This window comes from Phormidesmis priestleyi BC1401, from assembly GCF_001650195.1.
Classification (GTDB): Bacteria; Cyanobacteriota; Cyanobacteriia; order Leptolyngbyales; family Leptolyngbyaceae; genus Phormidesmis_A; species Phormidesmis_A priestleyi_B.
Map to the genome: position 1 here is coordinate 30,441 of NZ_LXYR01000033.1, position 26,502 is coordinate 56,942.

25 protein-coding genes, 33 tRNA genes and 1 pseudogene are annotated in these 26,502 nt (G+C 49.1%); 49 read left to right on the top strand and 10 right to left on the bottom strand.

All coding sequences use genetic code 11. The annotated features are described in order from the left end of the window. Positions 1–21 precede the first annotated feature (21 nt). The gene (locus tag A8707_RS16710) at positions 22–912 is read left to right on the top strand and encodes a WYL domain-containing protein (protein ID WP_231948114.1); all 891 of its coding nucleotides are present in this window, start codon (positions 22–24) and stop codon (positions 910–912) included. 18 nt (positions 913–930) lie between these two features. On the opposite strand, the gene A8707_RS16715 is transcribed toward A8707_RS16710, so the two are convergent. Continuing rightward, positions 931–1,257 (bottom strand): hypothetical protein, encoded by a 327-nt coding sequence (locus A8707_RS16715; RefSeq protein ID WP_068818376.1) that lies wholly within the window; start codon positions 1,255–1,257, stop codon positions 931–933. Between the two features lie 311 nt (positions 1,258–1,568). Here A8707_RS16715 and A8707_RS16720 point away from each other — a divergent pair, with 311 nt between their 5' ends. The 9 genes from A8707_RS16720 (at position 1,569) to A8707_RS16760 (ending at position 8,852) form a co-directional block, all read left to right on the top strand. Then, entirely contained in the window at positions 1,569–1,844 is a 276-nt protein-coding gene (locus A8707_RS16720) for a hypothetical protein (RefSeq protein ID WP_068818377.1), read from the top strand. A gap of 177 nt (positions 1,845–2,021) precedes the next feature. Next, a complete protein-coding gene (locus A8707_RS16725) occupies positions 2,022–2,342 on the top strand; it encodes a helix-turn-helix domain-containing protein (RefSeq protein WP_068818378.1) in 321 nt (106 codons plus the stop codon). Between the two features lie 12 nt (positions 2,343–2,354). After that, a complete protein-coding gene (locus A8707_RS16730) occupies positions 2,355–3,071 on the top strand; it encodes an ImmA/IrrE family metallo-endopeptidase (protein WP_068818379.1) in 717 nt (238 codons plus the stop codon). Positions 3,072–3,158: 87 nt separating this feature from the next. Next, positions 3,159–3,449 carry a DUF3892 domain-containing protein gene (locus tag A8707_RS16735; protein ID WP_068818395.1) on the top strand — a complete coding sequence of 97 codons (291 nt, stop codon included), beginning with the start codon at positions 3,159–3,161 and terminating at the stop codon, positions 3,447–3,449. A gap of 272 nt (positions 3,450–3,721) precedes the next feature. Further along, a complete protein-coding gene (locus A8707_RS16740; protein ID WP_068818380.1) occupies positions 3,722–4,744 on the top strand; it encodes a CBASS cGAMP-activated phospholipase in 1,023 nt (340 codons plus the stop codon). Positions 4,745–4,748: 4 nt separating this feature from the next. Then, a complete protein-coding gene (locus A8707_RS16745) occupies positions 4,749–5,723 on the top strand; it encodes a cyclic GMP-AMP synthase DncV-like nucleotidyltransferase (protein ID WP_068818381.1) in 975 nt (324 codons plus the stop codon). Beyond that, the gene (locus tag A8707_RS16750; RefSeq protein WP_068818382.1) at positions 5,720–7,492 is read left to right on the top strand and encodes a ThiF family adenylyltransferase; all 1,773 of its coding nucleotides are present in this window, start codon (positions 5,720–5,722) and stop codon (positions 7,490–7,492) included. Before A8707_RS16745 ends, A8707_RS16750 begins: the two co-directional genes overlap by 4 nt. Next, positions 7,473–7,928, top strand: a complete 456-nt coding sequence (locus tag A8707_RS16755; RefSeq protein WP_068818383.1) for a Mov34/MPN/PAD-1 family protein — start codon at positions 7,473–7,475, stop codon at positions 7,926–7,928. The genes A8707_RS16750 and A8707_RS16755 overlap by 20 nt, the downstream gene beginning before the upstream one ends. Before the next feature lie 300 nt (positions 7,929–8,228). Further along, positions 8,229–8,852, top strand: coding sequence for a tyrosine-type recombinase/integrase (locus A8707_RS16760; RefSeq protein ID WP_231948115.1), 624 nt, complete (start codon positions 8,229–8,231; stop codon positions 8,850–8,852). 152 nt (positions 8,853–9,004) lie between these two features. Here A8707_RS16760 and A8707_RS16765 read toward each other — a convergent pair whose 3' ends face one another. The 3 genes from A8707_RS16765 to A8707_RS16775 form a co-directional block, all read right to left on the bottom strand. Then, entirely contained in the window at positions 9,005–10,441 is a 1,437-nt protein-coding gene (locus A8707_RS16765) for an argonaute/piwi family protein (protein ID WP_068818384.1), read from the bottom strand. A 2-nt stretch (positions 10,442–10,443) separates the two neighbouring features. Further along, entirely contained in the window at positions 10,444–11,937 is a 1,494-nt protein-coding gene (locus tag A8707_RS16770) for an SMEK domain-containing protein (protein ID WP_068818385.1), read from the bottom strand. A 347-nt stretch (positions 11,938–12,284) separates the two neighbouring features. Continuing rightward, on the bottom strand, positions 12,285–12,665 hold the full coding sequence (locus tag A8707_RS16775; RefSeq protein ID WP_068818386.1) for a hypothetical protein: 381 nt from the start codon (positions 12,663–12,665) through the stop codon (positions 12,285–12,287). Between the two features lie 98 nt (positions 12,666–12,763). On the opposite strand from A8707_RS16775, the gene A8707_RS28300 reads away from it, so the two are divergent. From A8707_RS28300 to A8707_RS16930, 36 genes are all read left to right on the top strand, one after another. Next, complete coding sequence (locus tag A8707_RS28300; protein ID WP_156518658.1) at positions 12,764–12,982, top strand: hypothetical protein; 219 nt, start codon at positions 12,764–12,766, stop codon at positions 12,980–12,982. Between the two features lie 74 nt (positions 12,983–13,056). Further along, a complete protein-coding gene (locus A8707_RS16780; RefSeq protein WP_068818387.1) occupies positions 13,057–13,587 on the top strand; it encodes an HNH endonuclease in 531 nt (176 codons plus the stop codon). Between the two features lie 28 nt (positions 13,588–13,615). Next, complete coding sequence (locus tag A8707_RS16785; RefSeq protein ID WP_068818388.1) at positions 13,616–14,002, top strand: alr0857 family protein; 387 nt, start codon at positions 13,616–13,618, stop codon at positions 14,000–14,002. A 192-nt stretch (positions 14,003–14,194) separates the two neighbouring features. Continuing rightward, a tRNA-OTHER gene (locus tag A8707_RS16790) sits at positions 14,195–14,271 on the top strand. Between the two features lie 6 nt (positions 14,272–14,277). Beyond that, positions 14,278–14,354 (top strand) — tRNA-Glu (locus A8707_RS28305). Positions 14,355–14,356: 2 nt separating this feature from the next. Continuing rightward, a tRNA-Arg gene (locus A8707_RS28310) sits at positions 14,357–14,451 on the top strand. Positions 14,452–14,541: 90 nt separating this feature from the next. Beyond that, positions 14,542–14,617 (top strand) — tRNA-Cys (locus tag A8707_RS16795). Positions 14,618–14,622: 5 nt separating this feature from the next. Beyond that, positions 14,623–14,694 (top strand) — tRNA-Ile (locus A8707_RS16800). 5 nt (positions 14,695–14,699) lie between these two features. Further along, positions 14,700–14,770: transfer RNA gene (locus A8707_RS16805), tRNA-Trp, on the top strand. 30 nt (positions 14,771–14,800) lie between these two features. Next, a tRNA-Leu gene (locus A8707_RS28315) sits at positions 14,801–14,865 on the top strand. A 32-nt stretch (positions 14,866–14,897) separates the two neighbouring features. Then, positions 14,898–14,974: transfer RNA gene (locus tag A8707_RS16810), tRNA-Glu, on the top strand. A gap of 33 nt (positions 14,975–15,007) precedes the next feature. Then, positions 15,008–15,092 (top strand) — tRNA-Tyr (locus A8707_RS28320). 91 nt (positions 15,093–15,183) lie between these two features. Next, positions 15,184–15,261 (top strand) — tRNA-Arg (locus A8707_RS16815). 93 nt (positions 15,262–15,354) lie between these two features. Further along, positions 15,355–15,427: transfer RNA gene (locus A8707_RS16820), tRNA-Phe, on the top strand. Positions 15,428–15,432: 5 nt separating this feature from the next. Beyond that, positions 15,433–15,507, top strand: a tRNA-Asn gene (locus tag A8707_RS16825). A 5-nt stretch (positions 15,508–15,512) separates the two neighbouring features. Further along, positions 15,513–15,589 (top strand) — tRNA-Gln (locus A8707_RS16830). 6 nt (positions 15,590–15,595) lie between these two features. After that, positions 15,596–15,668 (top strand) — tRNA-Gln (locus A8707_RS16835). A 52-nt stretch (positions 15,669–15,720) separates the two neighbouring features. After that, positions 15,721–15,798 (top strand) — tRNA-Leu (locus A8707_RS16840). A gap of 5 nt (positions 15,799–15,803) precedes the next feature. Beyond that, positions 15,804–15,880: transfer RNA gene (locus A8707_RS16845), tRNA-Leu, on the top strand. Positions 15,881–15,885: 5 nt separating this feature from the next. After that, a tRNA-Pro gene (locus A8707_RS16850) sits at positions 15,886–15,964 on the top strand. A 3-nt stretch (positions 15,965–15,967) separates the two neighbouring features. Beyond that, positions 15,968–16,041, top strand: a tRNA-Leu gene (locus A8707_RS16855). A 5-nt stretch (positions 16,042–16,046) separates the two neighbouring features. Further along, a tRNA-Leu gene (locus A8707_RS16860) sits at positions 16,047–16,122 on the top strand. Between the two features lies 1 nt (position 16,123). Then, positions 16,124–16,201: transfer RNA gene (locus tag A8707_RS16865), tRNA-Ile, on the top strand. Positions 16,202–16,206: 5 nt separating this feature from the next. Beyond that, a tRNA-Pro gene (locus A8707_RS16870) sits at positions 16,207–16,281 on the top strand. Between the two features lie 3 nt (positions 16,282–16,284). After that, positions 16,285–16,360 (top strand) — tRNA-Lys (locus A8707_RS16875). Positions 16,361–16,367: 7 nt separating this feature from the next. After that, positions 16,368–16,443 (top strand) — tRNA-Lys (locus A8707_RS16880). 3 nt (positions 16,444–16,446) lie between these two features. After that, a tRNA-Leu gene (locus A8707_RS16885) sits at positions 16,447–16,520 on the top strand. Positions 16,521–16,522: 2 nt separating this feature from the next. After that, positions 16,523–16,593: transfer RNA gene (locus A8707_RS28325), tRNA-Met, on the top strand. A 7-nt stretch (positions 16,594–16,600) separates the two neighbouring features. Further along, positions 16,601–16,675: transfer RNA gene (locus A8707_RS16890), tRNA-Thr, on the top strand. An 85-nt stretch (positions 16,676–16,760) separates the two neighbouring features. After that, positions 16,761–16,833, top strand: a tRNA-Val gene (locus tag A8707_RS16900). Positions 16,834–16,836: 3 nt separating this feature from the next. Further along, positions 16,837–16,909: transfer RNA gene (locus A8707_RS16905), tRNA-Thr, on the top strand. A gap of 6 nt (positions 16,910–16,915) precedes the next feature. Then, a tRNA-Gly gene (locus A8707_RS16910) sits at positions 16,916–16,990 on the top strand. 81 nt (positions 16,991–17,071) lie between these two features. Further along, positions 17,072–17,146: transfer RNA gene (locus A8707_RS16915), tRNA-Val, on the top strand. Positions 17,147–17,151: 5 nt separating this feature from the next. Continuing rightward, positions 17,152–17,224 (top strand) — tRNA-Arg (locus A8707_RS16920). 4 nt (positions 17,225–17,228) lie between these two features. Beyond that, positions 17,229–17,300: transfer RNA gene (locus tag A8707_RS16925), tRNA-Ala, on the top strand. 6 nt (positions 17,301–17,306) lie between these two features. Next, a tRNA-His gene (locus tag A8707_RS16930) sits at positions 17,307–17,381 on the top strand. A gap of 108 nt (positions 17,382–17,489) precedes the next feature. On the opposite strand, the gene A8707_RS16935 is transcribed toward A8707_RS16930, so the two are convergent. From A8707_RS16935 to A8707_RS16955, 5 genes are all read right to left on the bottom strand, one after another. Then, a complete protein-coding gene (locus A8707_RS16935) occupies positions 17,490–18,092 on the bottom strand; it encodes a hypothetical protein (RefSeq protein WP_068818389.1) in 603 nt (200 codons plus the stop codon). Between the two features lie 367 nt (positions 18,093–18,459). Next, positions 18,460–19,122, bottom strand: a complete 663-nt coding sequence (locus tag A8707_RS16940; protein ID WP_068818390.1) for a hypothetical protein — start codon at positions 19,120–19,122, stop codon at positions 18,460–18,462. Then, on the bottom strand, positions 19,119–19,718 hold the full coding sequence (locus A8707_RS16945) for a hypothetical protein (RefSeq protein WP_156518660.1): 600 nt from the start codon (positions 19,716–19,718) through the stop codon (positions 19,119–19,121). Before A8707_RS16945 ends, A8707_RS16940 begins: the two co-directional genes overlap by 4 nt. After that, positions 19,664–20,050: a hypothetical protein gene (locus A8707_RS16950; RefSeq protein WP_068818392.1), complete on the bottom strand. Its 387-nt coding sequence runs from the start codon at positions 20,048–20,050 to the stop codon at positions 19,664–19,666. Before A8707_RS16950 ends, A8707_RS16945 begins: the two co-directional genes overlap by 55 nt. Continuing rightward, complete coding sequence (locus A8707_RS16955) at positions 20,047–20,388, bottom strand: DUF5674 family protein (protein WP_197484818.1); 342 nt, start codon at positions 20,386–20,388, stop codon at positions 20,047–20,049. Before A8707_RS16955 ends, A8707_RS16950 begins: the two co-directional genes overlap by 4 nt. A gap of 164 nt (positions 20,389–20,552) precedes the next feature. On the opposite strand from A8707_RS16955, the gene A8707_RS16960 reads away from it, so the two are divergent. The 3 genes and pseudogenes from A8707_RS16960 (at position 20,553) to psbA (ending at position 23,833) form a co-directional block, all read left to right on the top strand. After that, positions 20,553–21,554 (top strand): tyrosine-type recombinase/integrase, encoded by a 1,002-nt coding sequence (locus A8707_RS16960; RefSeq protein ID WP_068818393.1) that lies wholly within the window; start codon positions 20,553–20,555, stop codon positions 21,552–21,554. A gap of 302 nt (positions 21,555–21,856) precedes the next feature. Beyond that, positions 21,857–22,438: pseudogene (locus tag A8707_RS16965) on the top strand (recombinase family protein). Positions 22,439–22,750: 312 nt separating this feature from the next. After that, positions 22,751–23,833 (top strand): photosystem II q(b) protein, encoded by a 1,083-nt coding sequence (psbA, locus tag A8707_RS16970; RefSeq protein ID WP_068818398.1) that lies wholly within the window; start codon positions 22,751–22,753, stop codon positions 23,831–23,833. Between the two features lie 95 nt (positions 23,834–23,928). Here psbA and A8707_RS16975 read toward each other — a convergent pair whose 3' ends face one another. Then, entirely contained in the window at positions 23,929–26,082 is a 2,154-nt protein-coding gene (locus A8707_RS16975; protein WP_068818394.1) for a hypothetical protein, read from the bottom strand. Between the last annotated feature and the right edge of the window lie 420 nt (positions 26,083–26,502).

The window sequence follows — 26,502 nt, forward strand, 5'->3', positions numbered from 1 at the left end:
ATAGAGAGTGGCAAGTACAAAGTGTACGTACAAAAAGTTATGGGGCGGAAAGGGCAGTCTATTACCCTCCCGGTGTCAGAGCAGGACAAAGCTCAGCTAGAGGCGATCGCTCGTGAGCAAGGAATGCTGTGGGGTGAGCGTCCTAATATTTCCCGCTTAATGGAAGCGATCGCCCACCGAGAATTGTTAATTGGTCGTAACAATGGCTGGTCAGAAACTCGCATCAAAGCGTTGCAGCAATCCATTCAAGCTCTGATTGATGCTGGACATCCTGACTCTGCCCAAATCATCATTCAACTTCTGCTCGAACGAAGTGAACTGCCAAATCTCCTGCGAAGTGAGTTTGAACGTTCTCTGAATAAGACTCTTGCCCCTTGGCGGTTAGAAGTTGACCAATATATTCGTCTTCAAACTCCCTTTCAGCTCACCTATCAGGATGCCGCAGAGCGCTCCTGGGGATTTACAATCCGACATGCCAAAATTGTTTCCTACGAGCGGCGACAATATCTGGAATGCTGGTGTGAAGAAACCGAAGGAAGCCGGGAATTACCAGAACTACAGCATAACTGGACGTTGCGAATAGACCGGATTCTTGATGCAGCCCTAAGCCCTATCTCAGGTCAATGGCGTTCTAATCTAGATGAACTTGAAGTCGAAATTCATTTGCTTCGAGGATTAGCCTTTGCCTACGAATCAAAGACTTCTGACATTCACAATGAGTGGTTAAGCGATCGTGATCCACCCGTTCGACGAGTTGTGAGAAAAGTTTCAAATACCTTTTGGTTTTTTCGCGAAGTATTTCGCTACGGAGAAGACTGCATCATTGTGGCACCAGAAGCGGTGAAGAGCGGCTTTAGACAGAAGTTGCAGCTTCTGTATGAATACTATGGCTTGCTTGAGATGCGTTCTTGATAGTAACGGAGTTCAACTTCAAGTTTCAACTTCGGGTGCCGTCATCAGAAAAGCTGCCTGACGATCGATCAACGCTTGCAGCATGGAAAGTTGCTGTTCTAGTTCAGCGATCGCCTCCCTTCGTCGAATCCTGGCTCTCCAGTCGCGGTACTTTTCACTCCCTGCCTTGCCCAAGTGCTGGTTTTTGTGTTGAGGATTCTTGCTGCTGAGCTTGTAGTAAAGATGTTCACCCTTTGGTGCAGGGCTGATCCAGACATTGAGTGGAGCCACACTCCCAGAGTCGCGAATAGTTTGGATGAGTTGGAGGAGGCGATCGTGCTCTGCTTCCAGATGAGGGCTGCTCATTTTATTCTGTCGATTTGCATCTAGATCGACAGAATTATAAGAGTAAAATATTCTGTCGATCTAGATGCAAATCGACAGAACAGAATTTTGCTTGATTTAGGATGCGTAAAATCTCTCAACTGATGATGCAACCTCACATCTGGTCATTTTGATTCCATGAATCTTGCTTTTGAGTTGCATTTACTGCCGAGTTTCCCCTGCCGGCAGACAGGCAGGAGTCTCTGTCACATTGACAGAATTTGCAGCCCGAATGCTTGGTAACCGAATATAATTCTTTGTAGTGAGCTAATGTACTATTCGCCCCAAGTGCCATGACGACAGCCCAGCAGACTGGATATAGGCTGGATCGAGAAGAACTGCTGCGGATTCGCGATCGCAAATTGTTGACGAGCGATCGGGATTACCTATTCTTTGCCTTACAAATTGATTATCCCAGCAAGCTGAATCCGAGTGTGGATGTCACAGCATTTTGCGAGCGCTGGGATCTGAGCATCGGGAACTTTTATAAGGCGTTGGGGGATTTGAAGAACAAGGGCGTAGTTATAGACTTGACTAACCATCTAAATTTGCAGATGCAGCAGGAGTAATTCTTAGGAATTACTCTATACAAGATGGGCTGAGCGTAGGTCAAACACCAAGCTGGATGTGGCAGAGATTTGTACTTGAGGGCAAGGTAAATTTTCAGCAGGGTAGCTGCCTTACGGTTGCATGATACGCTGATCAGCAGATGAGCTGTAATGAAATGAAGGATTAGAGGGCTACCCATGACTGGGATAACCTTTGGGCATTTTGTTGCAGATGCCCGTAAGAAACTAAACATGACGCAGAAGGAGCTTGCAGCGAGTATCATGCGCGAAGATGGCTCCCCGATTTCGCCTCAGTATTTAAATGATATTGAACGCGATCGTCGAAGCCCATCATCAGATCACCTGGTTCAGCAGTTTGCTAAGGTTCTTGAACTGAGTGCCGATTATCTGCATTACTTGAACGGTCGCTTTCCAGAGCAAGAGCGGCAGGAGCAATTGACAGAAGATCAATTCAGTAAAAGAATGTTGGCTTTCCGCAAGGGGAAGGAGGCAAAGTAAGCAACCAAGCTTATGGTCAAGTATATTTCTGACAAGACAGGTCGTTTTCCTTTACGCCCGCATTATCAACAGAAAGAGATCGACGATGAGTGTGAGCAGGTCGTCACCGTCTTTCTTCAATCACTGTATGGTGTGGTGGAGTTTCCTATCTCCACAGATGATATAACCCGGTTAATTGAGCAGAGAGTCCATTATCTTGACCCTTATGCTGACTTGTCGGAATTTGGGGCGGATGTAGAGGGGCTAACCGAGTTTCATCCAGGTGATAAGCCAACAGTGCAAATATCTAGCAGGCTTACGGAAGATGACCGGCGCGAGAACCGCCTCCGTACTACTTTGACTCATGAGTTTGGGCATGTCCACTTTCATTCACCCCTGTTTGAAAGAGATCATGATCAATTGAGCCTGCTTTCTGTTGACCCACAGCAAAACATCGTTGTCTGCAAGCGCGACAGGATTTTGGATGCACCATCCTATGACTGGATGGAATGGCAAGCTGGATATGCCTGTGGTTCATTCTTGATGCCTAAATCTCATTTAATACGTTGCGTTGGTGAATTTGCTGCTGGAGTGAATGTAATTTATCCGATCGAGACAGCCAGTCAATCGGGATGTGATCTGATTGAATTGGTAGCGGAACGATTCCGGGTGTCGAGAGACGCGGCCAGAGTACGACTATCCCGGTTGAAATATTTAGGCAAGGGGCAGGGACAAACGCCCCTTTTTTAAGAAATTATTACGCAGTGGTCGAAATCTGTATTTATGAAGTACGCTAATAAGCGTATCAGCATATCAGCTAATCCGCGAGGGATAGAAATGGCTTCTGCTCATGAAATCAAGTGCATTAACAAGTCTGACCGTATAAATCCACACGAGCGCATTGCTGCGATTGGCTGTGTAAATGCAGACGGTTCAACGTGGAAATTGACTCGGGAACAGGCCGTTGCTGGAATTGAGCGAGGCGAATGGACATTCTTCGTAAAAGTTCAAAACCAGATTGCGAATGTAGTTGTAGCAGTCAGCCGATTTGGCAACAAGTATCTCAAGACCGTTGCTGATGGCGAACACCCCAACAATCTGTTGTCGTTGTATGAGTGCCGATACTGATAGACAAAGTGCGATCTCTAGTGCCTGCAAGCTGAGGGTCTAGTTGTGAATTCTGTCGATTCACATTTTGATCGACAGAACTTCAAAGGTTCATCCGCTTTCCGGTACTGTTGCATTGCATCCCACATATAGTGTATTTCTCTGAAAAAACGCTACATGTGGGATGACAATCCCTTTCTCCACTTGTTACGCTGTAGTACAAGTAGTCGCCCTGAGATTTCAGGATCTGGCTAGCTCAGGTGTCTGGCATTCTACCCTACGTTCTAGCAAGCATGATTCAGTCTTCTCACTCAGTTGATTTAAATTCACAGACCTTTAGAGTTTTGTCGATCGATGGGGGAGGCATCAAAGGACTATACTCTGCTCGCATTCTGGAACACTTTGAAGAGAGGTTTAACTGTCACATTGCGGATCACTTCGACCTAATCTGTGGCACATCGACAGGAGGGTTAATTGCCCTTGGGCTGTCACTTGATGTTCCGGTCAGCCTCATCAGCAATCTTTACTACAGGCGGGGCAAGCGCATCTTTCCCCAACGCAACAGTCTATTAAGTTCGCTGAAACAGCTTCTTTTACGAAGCAAATACGATAACCAGGAACTTAAAGCAGCACTGCAAGAAATTTTTGGAAACCGCACCCTCGCTGACTCACGCTGTCTACTGTGCATTCCTGCATTCTCGTTAACGGATGGTAGACCCTTCATTTTCAAGTACGACCATCCCGAGGGCGACTTATGCCGAGATTGCCGGACGAGGTACGTTGACATCGCTTTGGCAACCAGTGCTGCTCCTGCTTATCTACCGATCGTCAGCATCGACAACTACGATCGCAAGCAGTTCATTGATGGCGGCGTTTATGCCAATAACCCAACCCTGGTTGGTGTGGTAGAAGCGCTTCGGTATTTTGTTGGCGCTGGAAAGAGATTTCAGAAACTGATGGTGCTGTCGATCGGTTCTTTAGAGCCAAATCCTGGAAGGCGCTTCGTCGCCAAGCACAACCGCTCAGTCATTGACTGGAACAAGGATTTGATTTCTACCTTTTTCGAGGGGCAGGCATGCTTGACCAGCTATTTTGTGGAAACTCTAGCTCAACATTGTGGCTCTCCCTTTGACTACGTTCGGATACCGAGTGCGCCATTGTCCTCGGCACATGCACGGATCATCAACATGGACAACACATCTAGCGAAACCCTGCAATTGATCTCTCAAATGGGCAATGATCAGGCACTGTTCTGGGGCAGAAAACCAGAAGTCACTCAATTCTTCAAGTCCCGCAAACAGTACATCATTCGGTAATTCTATGGCAGACTGTCACGCATCATTTTTAAGCTTCAATACTGTCATTGCCCTAGACTCAACCCGGAAAGGGCAATTACGTAAGTCTCGTAATGCAGTCCGTGAGCGCATTAGACGCTTCTTCCGAGAAAAGAAGAATGGCTTCTTTCCCAAGTTCCACGGACAAGGGTCGTTTATGATGAATACCATCATTTACCCACTTGATGGTGAGTTCGACGTAGATGATGGCATTTATTTCTTAGTCGATCGGAAGCCTACCTACAGCGTTAGCACTTTCCACGATTGGATTTACACAGCCGTGGATGGGCACACCCAGCAAAAGCCAGTCGATAAACAAACCTGTGTCAGACTCGTGTACGCAGGTCAGTATCATCTAGATTTGCCCATCTACTACGTGATCGAGGGGCAATGTCCACGGCTGGCACATAAAAGTAAGGGGTGGATCGATAGCGACCCTAGGGACTTTATCAAATGGTTTAATGAGCAAACTGACGAAGACGGTCAATTGAAACGGATTGTACGCCACCTGAAGGCTTGGAGCGACTACAGGTCTGGAGAGTTACCAAGTGGTTTAATCTTCACCATCTTGGCAGCCAACAACATCAGTTTTCACGATAGGGATGACGTAGCGTTCTATCAAACTCTGGTAAACATCAAAAACAGCTTGGACAAAAATTTTGTCTGCTACCGCCCGACCACTCCTACCGATGAGGACTTGCTGGTAAATTACAGCAAAACCAACAAAGATTATTTTTTGGGGCAGCTTGACAGTTTCATTGCGTCTGCCGAGAAAGCCCTGAGTGATAAGACCAACCAGAAGGATGCTTGCAAAGCATGGCAGCGGCATTTCGGCGATCGCTTTCCCTGTGACCTTTCCCAATTTACCAGCGATAGTTTGCTTGAACCAGCCTTTGCAGCGGCAGCCCTGACCTTTCCCAATCGCCCTGTTGTTCCAAAGAAGCCAGGGGGTTTTGCGTGATTGACATCTGGTTTCTTCGAGATTTGCAGAGGTTAGCCAAAGAACGGGCAGCGATCGCCGAACTGGAGGATCAGGTTCAGTGGTTGCAGGGAATAAATTGGACATTAGGCAGTAATTTGGCAGTAGAGGCAATCATCCATGCTCATGGGTATGATTACGCCGTGAAAATGATCTACCCAACACTCTTTCCAGAGGTTCCTCCCGAAGTTTACCCGCAGAATGCCCAGGAACACTGGTCTACCCATCAATATCTAAACGGTGCGCTTTGTCTAGAGTGGCGACCTGATACATGGCATTCTGATATCACCGGTGCACAAGTTCTCGAAAGTGCTCACACTCTGCTCAGTACAGAAAATCCTCGTGGCACAGGAGAACAGCATGTTGTACCAGTACAACACGAGTTTTCTACGGGCCAGATTTTGCGAGGAAGCTACATTCGCGCCTATATTGCTGAGGATGTTTATACTTATCTAGCCGAGCTGCCGCTGTCGAGCGTTGGATTTGTAAATTGTTGGATGCACTGGCAAAGCCAGTCTTTCACAGTCTTTCTACAAGGCTTTCAACTTGATAATGAACTGCCTGCGTGGTGCGATACATCAATTCCTAAGATGCTAAATTGCACACAAAAGAAAGGATTTTTCTTCAAGACAACATACACATCTGAAAATATAAATCAGATTAAGAACTTAGATGACTTGAAAACCATTCTTGCACAAGAAAAACACGTTTTTGATGAAATTGAGAGTGAATGGTTGAAATGTTCAAGAGAAAGCTTATTTTGCAATGTTCTCATTGATGTAGACAATCATATTCACTGCTTCCTAAAAATTTCAGCAGGCAGTGAAGATCTGTCAAAAGTGTCGCTGCTTTGCTCAGATTTCACAACACATAATCCACGGGTACCTATAGAATTGCACAACTTGTCTGGCAAAACTATCGGTATTGTAGGTGTAGGCTCAGTTGGTAGTAAAATTGCAATTTCTCTAGCACGCTCAGGAGTAGAAAAGTTTTATCTAATTGATGAAGATGTTTTTCTGCCTGGTAACATCTGCCGTAATAGCCTCGATTGGAGAAACGTGGGTGAGTACAAGGTTCATGCCGTAGCAGGAGCTATTGCCTACGTCTCTGCCACTGCCCAAGTTGACGTTGCAACGTTGAACTTGGGTTGTCAAGAATCCAGCTTGCCATTGGATCGCGTTTTGCGACGCTTGGGTCGTTGCGATCTAATCATCGATGCAACGGCTAATCCAAAAGTATTCAATTTGTTGGCGCTCGTTGCCAAATCCTCTGCTAAACCATTGGTGTGGGGCGAAGTTTTTGCAGGTGGTATTGGGGGAATGGTTGCTCGCAGTCGTCCTGACCAAGAACCTGAGCCGCAGACAATGAAGGCTGCATTTTACGAATTCTTGTCAATGCAGGATGTCTCGCTTCCATTAACCCTAAATGAGCCATACCGTCTCGAAAATCAAGTGGTAGGTGTTTTAGAGGCTTCCGATGCAGACGTTAATATTATTGCAGGTCATCTCACCCAGTTGGCAATCGATACGCTGCTCTTTAAAGAGCCGTCATCATTTCCATACTCAATGTACTTAATTGGCTTACAGAAGGAGTGGATCTTTAAAGCTCCGTTTCATACGATTCCCATTGACACTACGAGTCTTAATCTTCAGGAAGAGAGCGATTCTGTTTTGCCTGAAACCGTCTTCGAAGAACTCGACTTTCTAAAGAGGTTGCTGGAGGGAGAAGACAATGCAGATTCATCTGCCTGAAACCAGCGCCCAAAAACTGATTAAAGCTTTGAAACGGGCGGGTAGCAGGGAAATTGGCGGTATTTTGATGGGCGAGTATTTGTCGCCGCAAGTGTATCAGATTGTTGAGCTGACAATTCAGAAGCAGCCGGGAACACTTGCTTCCTTTCTGCGGTTGCCTCGTTCAGTACTGCGCCCTCTCCAAAGGTTCTTCCAGAGAACGGGCAATCAATTCACTCGCTTCAATTACTTAGGGGAATGGCATTCGCACCCTCTGTACTCTATTGAACCTAGCAGTGTTGACTGCAACTCCATGTGGGAAGTCGTTTCAGATCCTGACGTAGGAGCCAACTTTGCTGTTTTGTTGGTAGTAAAACTGAATGAGATCGAGCAGTTAGAAGGCGGTGTTACGATTTTTCTTCCAAATCGCCAATTGTTTAAAGGTGAACTTATTTAGGAGCCTCATAACTCAAAAAGTGAAAATGCAAGGATCAGACATTAAATTCTGTCGATTCAAATCTAAATTCGACAGAAAGTCTGAGCGTTACAATCTTGCTTGTTTCCTAAACCTATAAGTTTTACTAAACTCATGAGCTTCAAGGAAGTTGGGTTATCGAAAAAATCAGTATTTGAGGGTGATACATTAACTTATTGATCTTTCCTAATGTAGACCTGGCTGAACATTCGTACTGCTTCAGCCGTGAAAATTAATCGCTACGACCAGTCCAAAATCCTCTCGCCACAGGAGATCGCTTGATTGTTTGATGGCAAGGTGGGGTTGGTTTCAAATCTGAAGCTATCGCAGCGGCTGGTTTCGGGTGAAAAAGGGGAAGGAATGGAGGCGGTCGCCTTCCTGTCGTTGCTCTCTTATGTAGAGAGGTTACCGACGGAGCGAGATCGCGCCTTGTTTGGTATCTGCCTCTACACGACTGCACGGATTAATGAGGCGTGTTTGCTGCACACCGCTGATGTGTATGGGACAGATGGGCGGGTGCGCGATCGCATTACCTTCCGGCGAGGTACAACAAAGGGGAAGCAGGAGACGCGATCTGTCCCCATGTCGCCGGAGTTGAGACAATTGTTGGAGGGGTATCGGAGTGAGAAACCTTACCTCTTTCCAGGTCGCTGGGGGAGAGGTCATATTTGCCCGGAGTCTGCCGATGCCATTTTACGGTCAGCCTTTAAGCGGTTGGGGATTGAGGGAGCTAGCACTCACAGCTTTCGGCGCACGGCGATTACTTGGATGCACAACGAAAGGGTTCCTATCAAGCACATTCAGTCAATCTCTGGGCACAAGAGCCTATCAGCGTTGCAGCGGTATATCGGTGTGACGGAGAAAGATAAGGAGATGGCGATCGCTACACTAAGCTTTCGATCGTAAACTGCATCTATCAAGTAACAATACTCCGGACATTTTTCGAGACAGAGGCTGAAACTCGTATTCCACCGTTAGTATTTGCCTCAGTGGTGATGCTGAAACTCGCATTCCACCGTTAGCGAATTAAAATTGTCCGAACTATTGAAGTAAGAGAGTTACATATAGTAACTGTAGCTAATCTGCGGCTCATCATCTCCAGGGCGAAGATATTTCATTATTTGCCCAACCTTACGAGAACAGGCTAGTGTAATCGGGTACTTCCCGTCAAATTGGGTGTTATTCCAATTCATTTTAGTAAGTCCCAGGATTTCCCTACAAATTACTCCAGCAGATTCATCAGCCTTAACGATACGAATATCAAGGGGTTGAGGAATGTATTTTCCTGTGTATGTCCTATAGTACTCAACAGATCCACGTGTGTATAAAAGATGATTTTCCTCATCAAATTCAATGTGCATACCGCGATACACTGGATACTCACTGCCACGCAATAAGCGCAAATCGCTGTCAAGGATTGTGATGAAATCAACGCTGCGAACTCCTAATTCGTAAGCGGCAGCCTCAAAACCCTCTATCTCTTCTTCTGTATACCTTGAAGACTTGTGCAAAACCAAGCGACTGGGAGAACTGTTCATGGCTATATCGTATTCATTGAGTGCTCGTTTAAGAAGGTTATAGGCTTGCTCCTCTTTAAGGTTGGGACGACGATCGTCTTTATTAAGATCAACTGGGGTTCCACGAAGAATAACGTTTTGACCCAATTCATCAAAAATTTGAGCCAAGCTGGTATTCAAAACGCTGCCATCACGACTCCGGTAGAAGCTAATGCCTACGAAACAAACTTGTGGACGATTTATATTAGTAATTAGCTTCCAGGGTACAGTCTGGCTAGCTTTGTAATATAGTGCTGTACAGAAGTTCCATGCCTTTGTGGCGTCATCTTGTTGTCCCTTAGCATTTGAATCAAGTGATATCTCACGGATGATTTGAATCGGTTTGCCAAGATGCATCGTTCTTGCCTTTAAAGCCCGTCGAAAGTTAACTTCTAGTTCATCTTCCTTTTGCTCTTCATCAGTTTCTTCAATAGACTCTGCTACATCAGGCAGTCCTGATGAAAAAATCTTGTCATACAATTTTGTTGGAACAACACAAATGATGACATCGATGGTTCGGTTCTGTGCCAAGAACTTAGCAAGACGATAATACATTTCTACAGATGCTTCTACTCTTTCATTCCAAGTAGCGAGCTTCAAGATGCTGCTAATATCAGAATTAGAAAGCGAGCGTGTAATCTCCTCATCAATAACTAACTGAGCTTTATACCCGTCATCTAAGTTGAACCCACAAAAAGGAACCCTTAGATTAGGTTGGCGGCTTTCTGGAGGCGCATCAATTCGATTAGCACAGCGATCAATCCATGTGTAAAGTTTGGAAAGAGCATCGCTCGTTCCAATGGCACCTACAAAAATCCTTTCCCTTCGTATTTTCAACCTCGTGTCGTAAACATCATGAGTTGTGATGCCGGCTCTAGGACAGACATGGGAACCTTGACCGAAATCCAGTAATGGTTCTTGAATTTGGTGTAATTTCATGTCTAAAGTAACAACTCCATCTGCTCTGTGTTGTCGCTATCCTCATCGCTATTTGTTCTTACAGGCAGCCAATCTTTATCAATTAGGGCTGGTGCATTTTCAAAAGTTATGAGGTCGCCGAAGGACAGAAATGGATATCGCTCATATTTATGAAATAAGTCAGAAGATTTCTCTGTTTTAAGAAATGCAGTAATAAAACGTAAATGATTACATACGCTCTTATCGTTCTCTTTACGCTTTAACCAGTCAAGATTTTTTTTGGCAAAGAATGACTTTCGATAACCATCAAAACTAAAGAACCAATCTGGAACGATACTCAAATACCACTTATTCCCAAATCTTATATATCTCGTTCTAAATCCAAAGTGTTTACATGAGAGAATTTCATCTGGCTTGTTATTTTTCATAACCCGCTCATAAACTGTTCGATGATAAGTAGACCCTTTGTCGTACCATTCTTCCTTTCGCTCAGAGTTATTATCAACTTCAGTAAATATAAACAACTTCTCTTGGTGCTGCCAAACAACGTCAAGATGATAGAGCTTTTGCTGTAAACATCTACCAAGAAGTGACTTAAAAACGTTTTCGTAATTATTGTCTATCTCATAAAACTCTTGCGAATTTAGAGGCGTTACTGTTCCTAAATCAATGATTGCTGTTATGGGAAGATCTTGATCTCGTAAATCGTGAAATGTCACTACTTTTCCTTCATGGCACGTCCAGTCTACCCCAAATTTCATTCCAGACTGCTTCAAAGCAGCAGCAGCTATGTCTCTTGTCGATGCACTTCGTTTGAGCGGTCGGTTAGTATCTTTTGAGTTTTTGATAACCTGCTCACGGTTTACTGCCAAATCTGCAATATAAATCAGACTTGGAAACTGTAATCCTAGAAGATTTAGGTAAACTTTTTGAGTTTCTTGTGTGGTAGTCTCTTTGATTAGTGGAGTTGTTCCATTCTCAACTGCGAAAGAGATATCTTGGTTTCCAAAATTAGCTTCTAAAATGTTACGAATTCGCTGAAGCTGATCGATTTGGAAACTGGAAATTCGCTTAATAAGATCTCGATAGTCTAGAATATCCGTTTTCACGTTGAACTGAATTTTACCTTGAACAATTTTCTGAAAACCTTTTTCTGAGTAGCTTTTCTGTTTCTCTGTCAAAATATAGATTTGCACTCTATCAAAAGTGTTGAAAAGTTTATGCTCTACAAAGCCATGCAAGGTATGCTTGATTTTGTCACTACCTGGAGTGGCAGTAACCTGAATTGCAACTTTTGCAGTTTCATCGCCTAAGTCGATTGCAGGATAGTTCAACCCTTCAGAATCATTAAGATTTTTGAGATCTCGATACCCAAAAACCTCCTTAAATATAGGAATTAGAATGGTTTCAGAAATTCGGTTGATATCAGTTCTACTTATTGCGTTATGCCCCTTAACTTGCGTCACAAAAACAGAGAGTAATTCGATGATGCGGTTTTGATGGTCTTGTGATCGCATAGACGAGGTTCATCGAAAAGGACGTAGAAAGAGGAAATTCATTGATAGCATTTGCTCATGATCCTTCTCGGCAATAGAAGATCTACTCAACGAGACACAGATATCTACTGAGATTAGGCTTTAAAACTTGCCCCACAAGGACTTGACCACATTTTAGCCCTGTTGCTTTAAACAATACTCCGGACATTTTTTTGAACGGTTCCACAAGGCTTTCAGAGTTTATGGTTCAAGGATCGAGCTATTTTTTCAGAGTTAGCTCTGCCTCTGACTTGGAAAAAAAGATCTTGTCCACGGCAGAATAAGGGTTTGAGCCTTAAAATCTGCTCAAATTTTGTCCGGAGTATTGTTTAAAAGTGGCACCCAATAGCACTTATAGGTGCTAATTTACCAGATATTGTTAGTCCAAGCAGCATCACCTGTCGAGGTCGAATGATTTGACCTGTAATCGCGCACTGCTCTTCTTGTTGAGCGATCGCCTTAAAGGTGGCTCGAATATCCGACATGGATAACCGTGGGGGATGAGAGGGCGATCGCTCATGTCTAGCCACGCGAGATTGTTCCCCATCAGGCGCTGGCTGCTGCCCCACAAACTGCCAAAGCACTTCCCGAATCAGGGTTTGATACCCTTGTTCACCAGAAAGCTCCCGCAATCGCTCCTTCAGTTCGGGTTCCAGTCGGATACTCGTCACCTGCATTTCCGAAGTGCTACCCCGTTTGCGTGTATCCATAACCGGACATCCTAAATTTCAATCAAGGGTGGACAATCTAATACTACAAGTGTAGTATATAAATATTTGGATTTGTATTACAAATACTACAGCCTTCCATGATACGCATCCTTCACTCCACCTTAAGCAGCGCCATGCAGTGCCGACCGCCTCACGGTCTAGGCAGAGCAGCGGCGCTGTTTGCGTTTGAGGGGACGTATCGGTTTAGCGGCGGTAAATCCGTCAGCGAAGGCATTGATAGCAACATCGCCGGACGACTCAATCCGGATCAATTCACTAGCAGCGGGAGGTGCAGGGCAATCCTGACACCTACATAGGGAAACCCATATCCACTTCCCAACCCCCGCTTCTGGTGCTCAGAGGCGGGGGTTATTTTTTGAGGAGAAAACTGATGCAGACCGAACAGCGACAGAAAATTCCAATACTCCAGAACCAGGTTGTGGTGTTCTCCAAGAACTACCTACCCCTGGCGCGAATCAACATTAAACGGGCGATCGTGCTTTTGGTTACCGGGCAGGCAGAGACTCTGGAGTTCAGCAGCACCCAGCAATGGGAAGTACGCTCTCCCAGTGTCGTACTACAAATCCCAGATCACATCCGGTTGACCAGTGGCAATCCAGAGCGGCACTGGAAGCTTCCTCCAGTCAATCGTCGGGAAGTCTTCCGCCGCGATAACCACACCTGTCAGTACTGTGGCAGTACCAAGCACCTAACGCTGGATCACGTCATTCCCCGCTCAAAAGGCGGACTCCATACCTGGGACAACGTAGTGACCGCCTGCGGAAAGTGCAATTCATGCAAAGGCGATCGCCTCCTACATGAAACCGGAATGGTACTCGAAACCAAACCCAAGGCACCGATGCATCCAGCGATCGCCTTCGCCGAGCAGTTTTGGAAAGACCAGCAGCCTGTTGACACCTGACCTCAAGCCTAAAGAGGAGGCATGACCGATGTTGAAGCTGAACTACACCGACGTTGGGCTGTACATGGAGCGGACCATGACCAACCCCGAACTGTTGATTGCCCAGCAAGTGCTTCTGGCACTGCGGTTAGGGCGATCGTTCCATGTTGAACCCGGTTGTGCCTCCTTTCTGCTGCCTGCTGATATTCCTGAACTGAAAGTGCTGGAGATGGCACTACATCGGGAGTATGGCTCAGTAGTCACCCTCATTGCTGTAGATGAGGAGTTTGTCGAAGTCGGGCTGAGCGGAAGCTGGATTGCCGAGGACAAGGACGCTCACGAAGGGATGTTCTTGACGATGATGAGCGATCGCACTGAATTCCTGATTTACAAACTGTGGCGGATGAGTGAAGCCCGCATTTCCTCCCTAGCGTAGTGGGGAAACCCAGTAGGAGATGGCGATACGACCATTTCTTTCCCGATCGCCCTCTTGCCTAGAAAAAAAGTTGTAGTACGGGGTTGACAACTTGTAGCACGTTTGTAGTATAACTGTAGTATCAACACTACAACCTCTTACAAAGGCTCTGTAGTAAACCCTGCGAACCTTGAAAACTGAATCGCCACCTTTGGGGGTGTAGCTTAGTCCGGCTTAAAGCAGTCGCGCGCCCGTGCGAAAGATCGTGGGTTCAAATCCCATCTCCCCCGCCTTGTAGCATCGTGGACGAATAGAGAAGTCGCCGTGCCTCTCAAGCATGGAGAAGCGGGTGCAACTCCCGTCGATGCTCCCAATGAGGATGTAGCTCAGATGGACAGAGTGCTTGTTTCCGAGACAAGTGGTCACAGGTACCGCTTCGCGGAAGCAAGCTACGATCCCTGTCATCCTCGCTCGTGGGAACGGATTGGCATCACTTGCTCCGAAACCAACAAACGGACGGTTGCAGGATTGGGGTTCAATTCCCCACGTTTCCACCAAATCTCCAGGTCGCCAAGTGGGAAGGCGTTGGTCTGCAAAACCGACTACTCGTGGGTTCGATTCCCACCCTGGAGTCCAATCATTGCAGCGTAGCTTAATGGCAAAGCCCCAAGCTCATAACTTGGTCATTGCGGGTTCAACTCCCGCCGCTGCGACCCATGCACAGATGGTGTAACGGCAACATCGCGGTCTCCAAAACCGTTGTTCGAGGTTCAAATCCTCGTCTGTGCGTTGTCGTGCCCTAATCGAAGAAGCTTACATACTCGCCTAATGGTAAGGCAACTGTCTCAAGAACAGTCAACTACAGGTTCAAATCCTGTGTGTGAACAACAGCTTTTTCAACTTGCACGGCATACCTGGTGCAGAAGCGAAGTGGTCGAGCGGCACGTCTTTCAAGCGTGTGATTAACGGGTTCAAGTCCCGTCTGCACTGCCAAACTTGCTCATCCTTGAGAGCAAAAACAAACATAGGTCGGCTCGCCTATCAGCGTGGGCAACTGTCTGTAAAACAGCCGCTTCTTGCGTTGCAGGTGCGACTCCTGCCCGACCTACCAATCATGGAGAGTAAATCGATCAGGAGATCGACGCTGTTTGCTAAACAGATGGATGAACAATTGTGGTTCGAGTCCACTGCTCTCCGCCTCTGAGAACGTGGTGTAACTGGATGAACACATCGGTCTACGAAACCGAAGAGTGAAGGTTCGATTCCTTCCGTTCTCGCCAATGATGGAGGGCACCGCTGAATGGTCGGCAACTGGTCTTGAAAACCAGGGTAGTCCTTGGGCTAGGGGTTCGATTCCTCTATCCTCCGCTTGTGGGAAGTTGGTGAAGCTGGTGCTCACGTGCCGCTGAAGACGGCGAGAAGGCAGTTCGATCCTGTCACTTCCCACTCATTGCCCCATAGCTCAATGGCGGAGCGGGCGGCTGTTAACCGCACGGTTGCAAGTTCGACTCTTGCTGGGGCAGCCATTCATTGCCGAGTGGACGACATGGAAAGTCGCTGTGACTCTGAATCACGGAGATGCTGGTTCGACCCCAGCCTCGGCATCCAATTCAATGCCCTGTGGTGTAACTGGCAACATCCCGCTCTTTGAAAGCGAAGATTCCAGGTTCAAACCCTGGCGGGGCAGTTGGGAGGTAAACAGTCGCCTGGGTCAATCCTCTGTATTCCTCCCATTTTTCACTCCTGTAGCCCAACCGGAAGAGGCGGCTGTCTCAAAAACAGTCAACGCGCGGGTTCAAATCCCGCCAGGAGTACCAATTATGCTGCTGTAGCCCAACTGGAAGAGGTGCTGGTCTTAGAAACCAGAGGTTGTGGGTTCAACTCCCACCAGCAGTACCAACTATCGGGATGTAGCTCAGCTTGGTTGAGAGTTACCGCTTTGGAAGCGGAAGGTCGTAGGTTCAAATCCTACCATCCCGACCATTTGCCCTTGTGACGGAACTAGCAGACGTGCTGGCTTCAGAGACCAGATTTTGTGGGTTCGACTCCCACCAAGGGTACTGATGCTCCTGTGGCGGAAGGGAAGACGCTCTAGACCGAGGATCTAGGTTTTGTGGGTTCGATTCCCACCGGGAGTACCAAGCACCGAAGGCGGAAGTGGTGGACGCGCACGCCCGATAAGCGTGTTATTAGCAGGTTCAACTCCTGCTCGGTGTACCAAACATCTGAGTGTGGTGCAGTGGGAGCACGTCGGTTCGGGGAACCGGAGGTCGTAGGTTCAATCCCTACCACTCAGACCATTCGGGTCGTTAGCTCAACGGTTAGAGTGGCTGCCTTTTAAGCAGACAGATCAGAGTTCAAATCTCTGACGACCCACCAACGCTTCGGGTTGTTAGCTCAGTTGGCAGAGCAGCCGCCTCTTAAGCGGAAGTGCATAGGTTCAAACCCTATACAACCCACCAAATGCCCCTGTGACGCAATTGGCAGACGTGTCCGGCTTAAAACTGGAATCTTGCGAGTTCGAGTCTCGCCGGGGGTATAGCGGGGATAGAGCAAGAGCGGCTCGGCAGTCTCATAAGCTGCGATCGGTGAGTGCAACTCTCACCCCCGCGTCCAAATGCAGGTGTGATGTAACAGGAAACATGAGGCTCTCGTACAGCCTTCATGCAGGTTCAACTCCTGTCGCCTGCTCCAGATGCAGACGTGGTGTAACTGGCAACACAGGAGCTTGGTACGCTCCCAATATGGGTTCAACCCCCATCGTCTAATCCTTTGATATCGGAGCATAGTCCGATTGGGAAGGCTCCTGTCTTACAAACAGGCTCATGTAGGTTCGATTCCTACTGCTCCGATTTGCCGTCATAGTTCAACTGGCAGAACGGCCGTCTTGTAAGCGGTTGGTTGCGGGTTCAATTCCTGCTGGCGGCTCTGTAAGCGATCGCGGTGCAGCGGCAAGCACCCCTGGCTTCCAACCAGGAGACACGAGTTCGAGTCTCGTTGATCGCTCCAACTCGCGATCGTGATGTAGCGGCGAGCATCTGAGTGCGCCACACTCAGCGCATGGGTTCGAGTCCCATCGATCGCTCTTATAGTCCTGTAGCTCAACGGTAGAGCAAGCGCTTTACAAGCGAGAGGTTGTAGGTTCGAGTCCTATCAGGACTACCAATCATGGGAGTGTCGCCTAATGGATAAGGCAACCGTCTTCTAAACGGTTCCATGCAGGTTCAAATCCTGCCATTCCTGCCTTGGGGTCGTAGCTCAATGGCGGAGCAAGTTCCTTGCAAGAACGAGGTTATCGGTTCAAGTCCGATCGACTCCACTGATGGTGCCTAAAGTCGAAATGGTTGAGACACCAGCCTGTGAAGCTGGGCATTAACAGGTTCGAGTCCCGTTAGGCACCCTTAAGATGATGAACGTTACGCCTCACCCACTGCTAGTAGCTTCTCGGACCCAACTAATAACTTCTAAACGGTCGGTGTGCAGGCGGATTGTCAGACCTCAACTGAAATTAATAATCAAGCTCTACACCAAGAATCTCCCGTGCTCCAGTGACAGGATTAATGCGATATGTAGTTCTGCTTCCGTTTCTGACTTTCTCTTGAATCTGAGATGTTGACTGGTTATATACAGTTACAATTTGGGGAGTAGATGTATCCTTGAAATCTATGCTGAGAAACTGTTTTCGGATGCTGTGCATTTCAGGCTTGTCAAGAATTGCAGTAATTCTCTCTAAGTGAAATAGCTCAACAGATATATTCTCAGCAGATTCGTGGAGTTCTTGACGCTCTGCAAGCCGGAGTTCTTGATTAGTTACAAATGCCAATGCATCTGCGTTATTAGTCTTTACACCCTTTAAATCACTGAGAAATTTATCTTGTATGTCTTTAAAATCTTTTTGACCTCTTGGAAAGTAGACAGCCATGATCCACTGCTGACCATTTTTCTTGCAAAGAGCGTCTCTTTTGCCATCTTTACCGCCTAATGGATGGCTAGGATCTAAGCTTTCATAACCTTCATGGAGTAGGATTTGTGCTGCTAATCGCTCTGAAGGAGCCTGACCATTTGTCCACTCACGTAGCCTGTGCCACGTCTCATCCCATCTATTAGGCATATCGCTTCAATCCCTATCTTCCTAAAATCTGACGAAATTCTGCTGGATGCTGTATGTCCACTACTTACTTACCACCTTCCACATAACCCTAAAATAGCTGCTTTCTATTTTAAGGGGGATTTCCTATCACTAGATTCAGAGGTCAACAACGACAGTGCAGACCATTGCTCGTCCCCTCTTTTCTAACCTGCTCTTGCCCTTGCGGCAATGTCTCAGGGCTGATCTAGGGTGAACTGAGTGCAGTCAGAGGAAGTTGTAGCAACGGAGTTACCCTCAGCAGTTCATTCCCCCACTCCGCTAGTCTTCAAAATCAGGCGTGACGTTCCTGGTCGAGTAGAGAGGACTCCTGGACCGTTTGGGTATCGGTTCAGGCGCGTTTGATCCAAACGGCATCGCAATAGAACTCACCCAATTGCTGCAACTCAAATTTGCCAAACAGTAATCCCAGCCAGACTTCGACTCGCGTCAATCCCAAACCTTGGCATACGTCGATGAAGTGAATTTGCTCGATGGGCATCGCCTGTAGCCAGTGATCGATCGCGGCGACCCATTGAGCCACGTCTTCCGAGTGAGCGATCGCCAAAACGTTTTGCTGTTGCAGTTCTTTGTCTTCTGCCTCCCACTGGTCGATCATCGCCAACACGGCTGCCTTCTCGACTGGAGCTGCAATCGAACCTTGGGGTACCCCGGGCGATTTCGTCCGCTGTTTTCGGACAGGTGCTGGCTCCATCAGATCGCTCAAGTCCACCGCCATCGTCTGCCGCACCACATCCGCAAAGAAGCCCTGCTCCACGATCGGGTCACGAGAGGACTCTTCCCACTGCGTCATCAACACCCCTGATCGCGCCGCACACACCTCAGCCATCTGCAGCAAGGCATCGCCAGCAAACCGTAACCGTTCGGCTTCCGGTAATTGTGCCGCTGCTGCCTCCACGGCATCCAGCATCTGAACCAGGTCGATCGCCTCCGGCATCTGCTGCGCCTGGTGCAACTGATCCCACAGATCCAATTCCAGTTGCCTCGTCGTCACCTATCACCTCCTGTCTCGACAAACCGAAGATGCTCCGCGTGGTAGGAACAGGGACGAATCGGACACTGCGAGATCGCGTGCTGCTCCTCACGGGCAAATCGCTCGAACCCACCGCGCCGCCCGTTGCCATACTGCTGGTAGAGTGCCTCTAGGAGTTGCCGAGCATAGTCCTTCACCAATCTGGGCGGCAGCCCAAACGTGTGCTGCGGCTGCGTCAGCGCGATCGGCTTCTCTCCGACCCACAACTCCGCACACATCGCGTGAATCACAATCTCATCGTGGGGCTGACGTGGCTTTTCGACATACGTGTGCAGGACGACAAACGAAACGATTGGAATCGGCACAATCACTTCCTCAAGCTGCGGCTGCCGCCGAACGCGATCGCCCCTGCCTTTGCGGTAGTACGATCGCCGACTATGGCACACACTGTCATTCCAGCAGCCATCGCCGCCCTCAGCCGCATCATGCAGCTTGCGTGCTTCGATCGTCGTCAACAAACTGCACGCCCAACACTTCTCGCAGGTGCGCCGTCCCATGAGTGCTAACCCTGTTCCGGCTGCAACAAACCCGATCTCTCCAGCATCTGACCGCGCCACTGCTCAACGATTACCGCCACCCGTGATCGCTCACCCGCGTCTTGCCAAATCGACTGCCAATGATGCTTCCAACCCGTCACTTGCCGACCGAGCCGCAGCAACTCCTCAGCCAGTGCCAGATCTGACTCGCTGTGCATCGGGTTGAGTGTTGTAATCGTCCACTCGGTGAAATACTGGCACATCTCTAAGCTGGCGATCGCCACCTGCGCTCCCACCGCGTCACCTTCACGCAAATTACTTCTGATCCGTGCCAACTCCGAAGCCAAATTGCCTATCTGACGCGATTGATCGAGCCTCAGATAACTATCTTTCCGGGTATCCAGATTCTTCATGATGCTTCGACTCCCAAAAGCTTAAGAACGATCAAGTCCACCTGTTCACGAATGCGCGGGTCGAGAATTTCCATCGAATTGTTCAGACGTGGACGAATATTGATAATCGACTCATAAGTAATGCGGCGACGCAACGACATCCAATCACAGCCCCAGATATTTGCCTGCACACTGCCATCGTCCAGCAAAACCTGCTCACAATCATAGTGCGTGGCTCCACCACCTGCCAGGACTTGGCGTTCAATATCGACAGCCAGCTTGATATAGATTCCCAACTCCTCCAGCATCTCGGCAGTCTGGGCAGATGTCACTTGCGATCGAATCAGGTGAATGGGCATCAAGCGAACAGCTTACAATCAGGCAGTTTTAGTCGAGCGTAGCCTCCCTATCATAAAGCGAAATTTGACTACGATCGCTCATCTACCGCTATTATTCTGAGAATACTCTGATAGAGATAAGGGCAATTATCTGTACCTGAAATTCATCTAACTTTTGCGTCGCCATGACCCCACCTCCTGCTGACCCTGTTTTACCAATCGTGATTGTGCCCCTCGAGGGCGGGAAAATGCAGGAGCCTCGGCGGGAGGACCCTCCAGACTTACGGCACTGGCAAATCGAGGAGTTTCTACGCCAGACCGGAAAGGCAGACAATACCCAACGCACCTATCGAGGGCAGTTAATGCGGTTTGCTGCCTGGTGCAACCAGTCGTGGCTGGAGGTATCGCCCAGCGATATTGGCAAATATCGACGGGAACTGAAGCTGAAGGGGTTGAAACCAACTTCGGTGAATCAAGCCCTCAATACGCTGCGCTCGTTCTATAGCTGGTTGCGCCGCAGCAATGGCTACCCGATGAATCAGCCATTGCCAACGGACGCGATCGACCTGGAGCGGCAGCCCGAACCCCAGGCAGCGCATATCAAGGCGGAAGACTTAAGTGAGATTTGGGCGGTGCTGGAGTTGGATGAGCGGACACGAGTCCGCGATCGGGCGATTATTGCCGTCCTGAGTCATGGGCTGCGGGCATCGGAGGTTTCGGCGCTGAATGTGGAACACTGGAACGGCAAGATTTTGACGGTGTATCGATCCAAAGGGCAGAATGTGAGTGAAGTGCCGTTGAACCGAGAGGCGAGAGGGCATCTGGAGGCTTATCTGGAGTGGCGACGGCAGCAGGGCGAGGCGTTTGAACCAGCGCCAGAAAGTCCGATGTTTTTAGCGCAAGACCCAAAGAGCGTCGGGAAACGATTGGGCTATCAGGGGTTGCACAAGATGGTGAAAAGATTGGGGGCGATATCAGGGGTGGAAGGTATTCATCCCCATCGGTTCCGACATACCTTTGGGACGGAGGTGACGCGCCGAGGCGTTGACCCGCTGTTTGGCAAGGAGTTGATGGGGATTAAGAGCGACCGGGTGTTTCAGCGCTACACCAAAGGGGTGTTTAAGCAGGCGGCAGCAGAGGCGTATCTCAAGGCGATCGGCGAGAGCGATGACCCCCATCAGGAATAACTACTTGAGAACCTCTACAGACGTGTCGAAGGGTTGGTTCTCAAGCCATCCTTCTCGTCTCGTGCTCAGCGTCAGGACGACTAAGTTGTACATTCCAACCGCCAACAGCTGCTTCAGTTGTCCTAATCTGTCAGGGACTCTGAATCACTATCCCTCCTTTGTTTTACACTTGAACGCGCTTTGCTGGAACCAAGCTTTCAGGCTCGCAAAGATGTAAATTAACTTGTTAATGAATCTATGTCTCAAAATGCGGCAAGTTCAACGGGTTCTGAGACAATAGGAGTACGTTAGAACTCTCAACAATGCTGATTGGCTACGAACGGGTTTCCACAGACGACCAAAACCTGGCACTGCAACATGATGCTTTGCAAGCCGCCGATTGCGAAAAAATCTTCTCGGACAAGATGAGTGGGGCAAACGCAGACCGCCCTGGCTTGAAAGAAGCTTTTGAGTTTGCTAGAAAAGGGGACACGATCGTGGTCTAGCGACTCGATCGCTTAGGTCGATCGCTGAAAGATTAGATTGCCCTAGTCGAAGAATTGGAGAGCCGCAAGATTGGGTTGCGGTCACTTCAAGAGAACATCGACACCACGACCAGTGGAGGAAAGCTGATCTTTCACATGTTTGGCGCATTGGCAGAGTTCGAGCGCAACCTGATTCGAGAACGAACTCAGGCGGGATTACAAGCCGCGAGAGCCAGAGGGCGCAAAGGCGGACGACAACAAAAGCTCACGTCTCAGCAAATTGAAATTGGACGATCGCTCTCCACAGACCCAACGCGCTCAGTGACAAGCATCTGTGAACACTTAGGAATCAGTCGCCCCACCTTCTACCGCTACATCCACACCGTGGAAAAGCCAGAGCTAATCCCAAAAACAACGTAGGTTTGGCTCTAGCTCCGGGCTGAAAATGACAGCAAGTTCGTGCGCTGTGAACAGAAGGTCAGAGAGTGGATCGAACGGTCTGGCTTGTCTCCTTACCAAATGAAAAAACAGAGTCAAGAGAGTTGGGACAGGGCAACTTTGATGCATTTGGCGGTGCCACGAGGAGGGTCGTTAATTTAACTCATCAGCTTGGCTTATGCCACTCATCAGAAGTTAGACATGCCAGGAAGGTATACATTACTTAACAAAGACGTTAATGTAATGCCATACATCCCGTTCCACTCGGAACATACCACCCCGCAATTATTCACCATGACCACAACGATTCAGAGACGCGAAAGCGCCAGCTTGTGGGAGCAGTTCTGCTCCTGGGTAACCTCCACCGACAACCGGCTGTATGTAGGCTGGTTCGGAGTCATCATGATTCCCACCCTATTGTCCGCCACCATCTGCTTCATCACCGCCTTCATCGCCGCGCCCCCCGTTGACATTGACGGCATCCGCGAGCCAGTAGCCGGCTCCCTGATGTACGGCAACAACATCATTTCTGGTGCCGTCGTTCCCTCCTCGAACGCCATCGGCTTACACTTCTACCCAATTTGGGAAGCCGCCTCTCTAGACGAGTGGCTGTACAACGGCGGTCCTTACCAGCTAGTCGTCCTCCACTTCCTGATTGGCATCTTCTGCTACATGGGACGGGAATGGGAACTTTCTTACCGCTTAGGCATGCGTCCTTGGATCTGCGTCGCATACTCAGCGCCCGTAGCAGCAGCGACCGCAGTCTTCTTAATCTACCCAATTGGACAAGGCTCCTTCTCCGACGGTATGCCCCTCGGCATCTCTGGCACCTTCAACTTCATGTTGGTCTTCCAGGCTGAGCACAACATCTTGATGCACCCCTTCCACATGTTGGGCGTAGCCGGAGTGTTTGGCGGCAGCTTATTCAGTGCCATGCACGGCTCCTTAGTCACCTCCTCATTAGTGAGAGAGACCACCGAAAACGAATCGCAGAACGCCGGATACAAGTTTGGACAAGAAGAAGAGACCTACAACATTGTGGCAGCGCACGGCTACTTCGGTCGGTTGATTTTCCAGTACGCCTCTTTCAACAACAGCCGCTCATTGCATTTCTTATTAGGTGCATGGCCAGTGGTGGGGATTTGGTTCACGGCATTGGGCATCAGCACGATGGCGTTTAACCTGAACGGGTTCAACTTCAACCAGAGCATCATTGACTCACAGGGTCGAGTGATTAGCACCTGGGCTGACGTGATCAACCGTGCCAACTTGGGAATGGAAGTGATGCACGAGCGGAATGCCCACAACTTCCCGCTTGACCTCGCTTCAGGTGTTGCGGCTCCGGTTGCAATGTCTGCTCCCTCCATCAACGGTTAATCGCTGCTGGATACTCTAGAGTCCGATTCATGAAAAGCCCTTCTCACGGATGAGAAGGGCTTTTTAGTGAGCATTCTGGCAACGTCTCAAACTCCTCAGCCCTTGAGGCAGAAACCAACCGAGTCCTGGTTGTAGTTGCGTGCGGTGCCACTATTGACATTGGTGCGATCCGAAACCCTGATGATCAACGCATAACCACAGGGCTTCATGCCAGTGGTGTTGAAGCTGTAAGTGCCAGCCATTACCCCTGGATCGGCAATGACACCGCCTGCGAATACCGATACTCCTGATGCTGGTATCGGCAGGACACCCATGGCCGGACCAGAGGGCTCGACTTGGAAGGAAAAGCTATGGAAGTGTTCGTCCTTAGCTGTGTAGGTACCGGTAAAGGTGGTTCCGAGCGGGAAATCAGCACACTCGCCACCAACCCCCAAATCGATCGTCAGATCGACCTCCGGGGCCCTGTTGTCGACGTGTACAGCAACTTCGTTGCCGTGGATGTCGTTAGCCGGGTTGCCGTCAGTGCTGAGATCAAGCCGGATGACGAATGTCTTACCGTCTTCTGCCGAACCTGTAAACCAGCGCAGAAGCACATTGCCATCGATGAAGTGGTCAGAAGCGTAGTCCTCGTAGGGGTAGTAGCCAAGCGCGTCGGCGTGGATGATGTGGTTAGAGTTGATAATCAGAGGCGGGAAGGTGACCAGAGTCAGCCTAAGGCCCGTTGGCTCGTTAGTTAGTGGCACGTACGAGGTATCGGGTGCTCCCTGCGGCTTGATCAACACTCGGTACTTGCTAGCCGCAGTACCGCCGACAATCTTGCCACTGAGGTTGATCATGCCGCCAAATGGACTGTTCTGAGCGAGGAATCCGGTCTCAATCCCTATTCCAGTAGCGAAGCCGATGCTATTGATATCGCTGGTGGCGATGTCGCCGACCGATGACAGAACCGGAAACTGACCCTGAATCACGTCGCCCGGCAGGATGTGGATGACGGTTTCCTCACGGTTACCCCAAACAGGTACGTAGTTAGGGCTAGCACAGGGAGCGGGCACCTGCCACGATAAGATGGCACGGATTCGCACTAACCTAGCCCCCTTGTTACAGGGCTGGCGATATTTCGCCAGATCGACCTTGAGGAAAACAGAGTATTCCAGACCCTCGCGGGGAACTTCAGCAAAGTCGTTAACCTTGACGCTGGCTGTGCCGAGACAGGTCTCGAACGTGCCGTTGCCGTCGAAGTCGCCCCAGAAGGTCACGTACTCGGTACTGCCAGCAGTGCAAGGTCCGCCCGAGTAACCGTTGGGCTTCTTGACGCGGAGGATACCGACCAGCGTGTCCTGGTTGGTGTCATAGCCGATGCACTCCAGCTCCTCGTAGAAGACCGAACCATCCGTGGGGAACAGCAGATCGGGGAGTTTATCAAAATCGATGCCTAGTCCGAGCAGCGGATTCTCGAAGTCTTTCGCCATTAGCAAATCGGAGATTCCTGCCTTAAAGACTGTCTGGTGCAGTTCGGCAAAGGCAAAGCGATGCGGTTCGACCTCTTTACCTGCGTAGTCCTTCGCCAGCTGGCTCGCCGATAGTGGCTTCAGTTGTGCTCCCTGAATCGGTTGGTCGAGGTCGACAGCTAGCTCTAAGTTTGGCTGTACCTCTAGCTTCACCGCCGCGAGCAGGTCCTTCAGCGGGAACCACCGGAAGCCTTCCACCTCAATGTGGGTATTGTGGATATCGCCCCACACTGGCTTAAAGTTGGGGTCTGGTGGGGGTGGCACATCCCAGGAAAGGATGGCACGGCAAAGAATTAAATTATCCTGGAAGCAGAACTTGCGTGGCGGATCGATGCGCCGCGTCACAGCGTATTCAAGTCGTCCGTTGTTTTCCGGGACATCGTAGGCGGTGAAGCTGGACAGTCCCTGATCCTGCCAGGTAGCGCCATTGTCGAACGACAGGAAAAATCGCACGTATTCGAGCGTACCCCTGGAACAGATACCGCCACCGTAGCCGTTCGACTGCTTGACGTAGATAACAGTATGTAACCGCTCAAGTTGTGGGTGATACCCAACGCAACCGATCTCCTCATAAGTTTTGTTGACAATCACCTTGGCAACTGACTGGAAGGAACTGTTATCGAGGTTCCCAAAGTAGTTGGGGTTGCCGAGGACGAGCGTGCGGAACTGTCTACGGAACTTTTCAACCTCAGCGGTTGGATTGGACTGATCGTCCTGGGACTGAATTTCTGTGGTCGTCATTGCTGGTTTACTCCAATTGGATTGACTTGCAGACTCTTGCTTTGAAGTGCCTAATTACTAGTACTTGCGTCCTCTGTAGGTCAGATCTGTGGTGTCCTAATTGAAATGTTTAGACAAGAGATTTAGTGGAGTTGGTTTACTAGAAGCGATATGGCAGGTGTAGTGTTCCTGCCGTGCGACCTCACTCAACTATCTCTATCGCCCTGTGCCATTTCGTGCCTCAAGAATTCGCGTTGTTCACACCACATCCGGTGCAGCACCTCTAGCGGTACTTTACTCTTTGTGTTCGTTCCCACTCTAATGAACCTAATGGAAGCGGAGAATTACCGGAATGGAGGGCTGGGGAACCCTTAAAGCCCCTGTCTTTTAAGCATGGGGATGTAAAAGGGGTTCCCGCGTGGCGGTCACGCCACAGAGTCT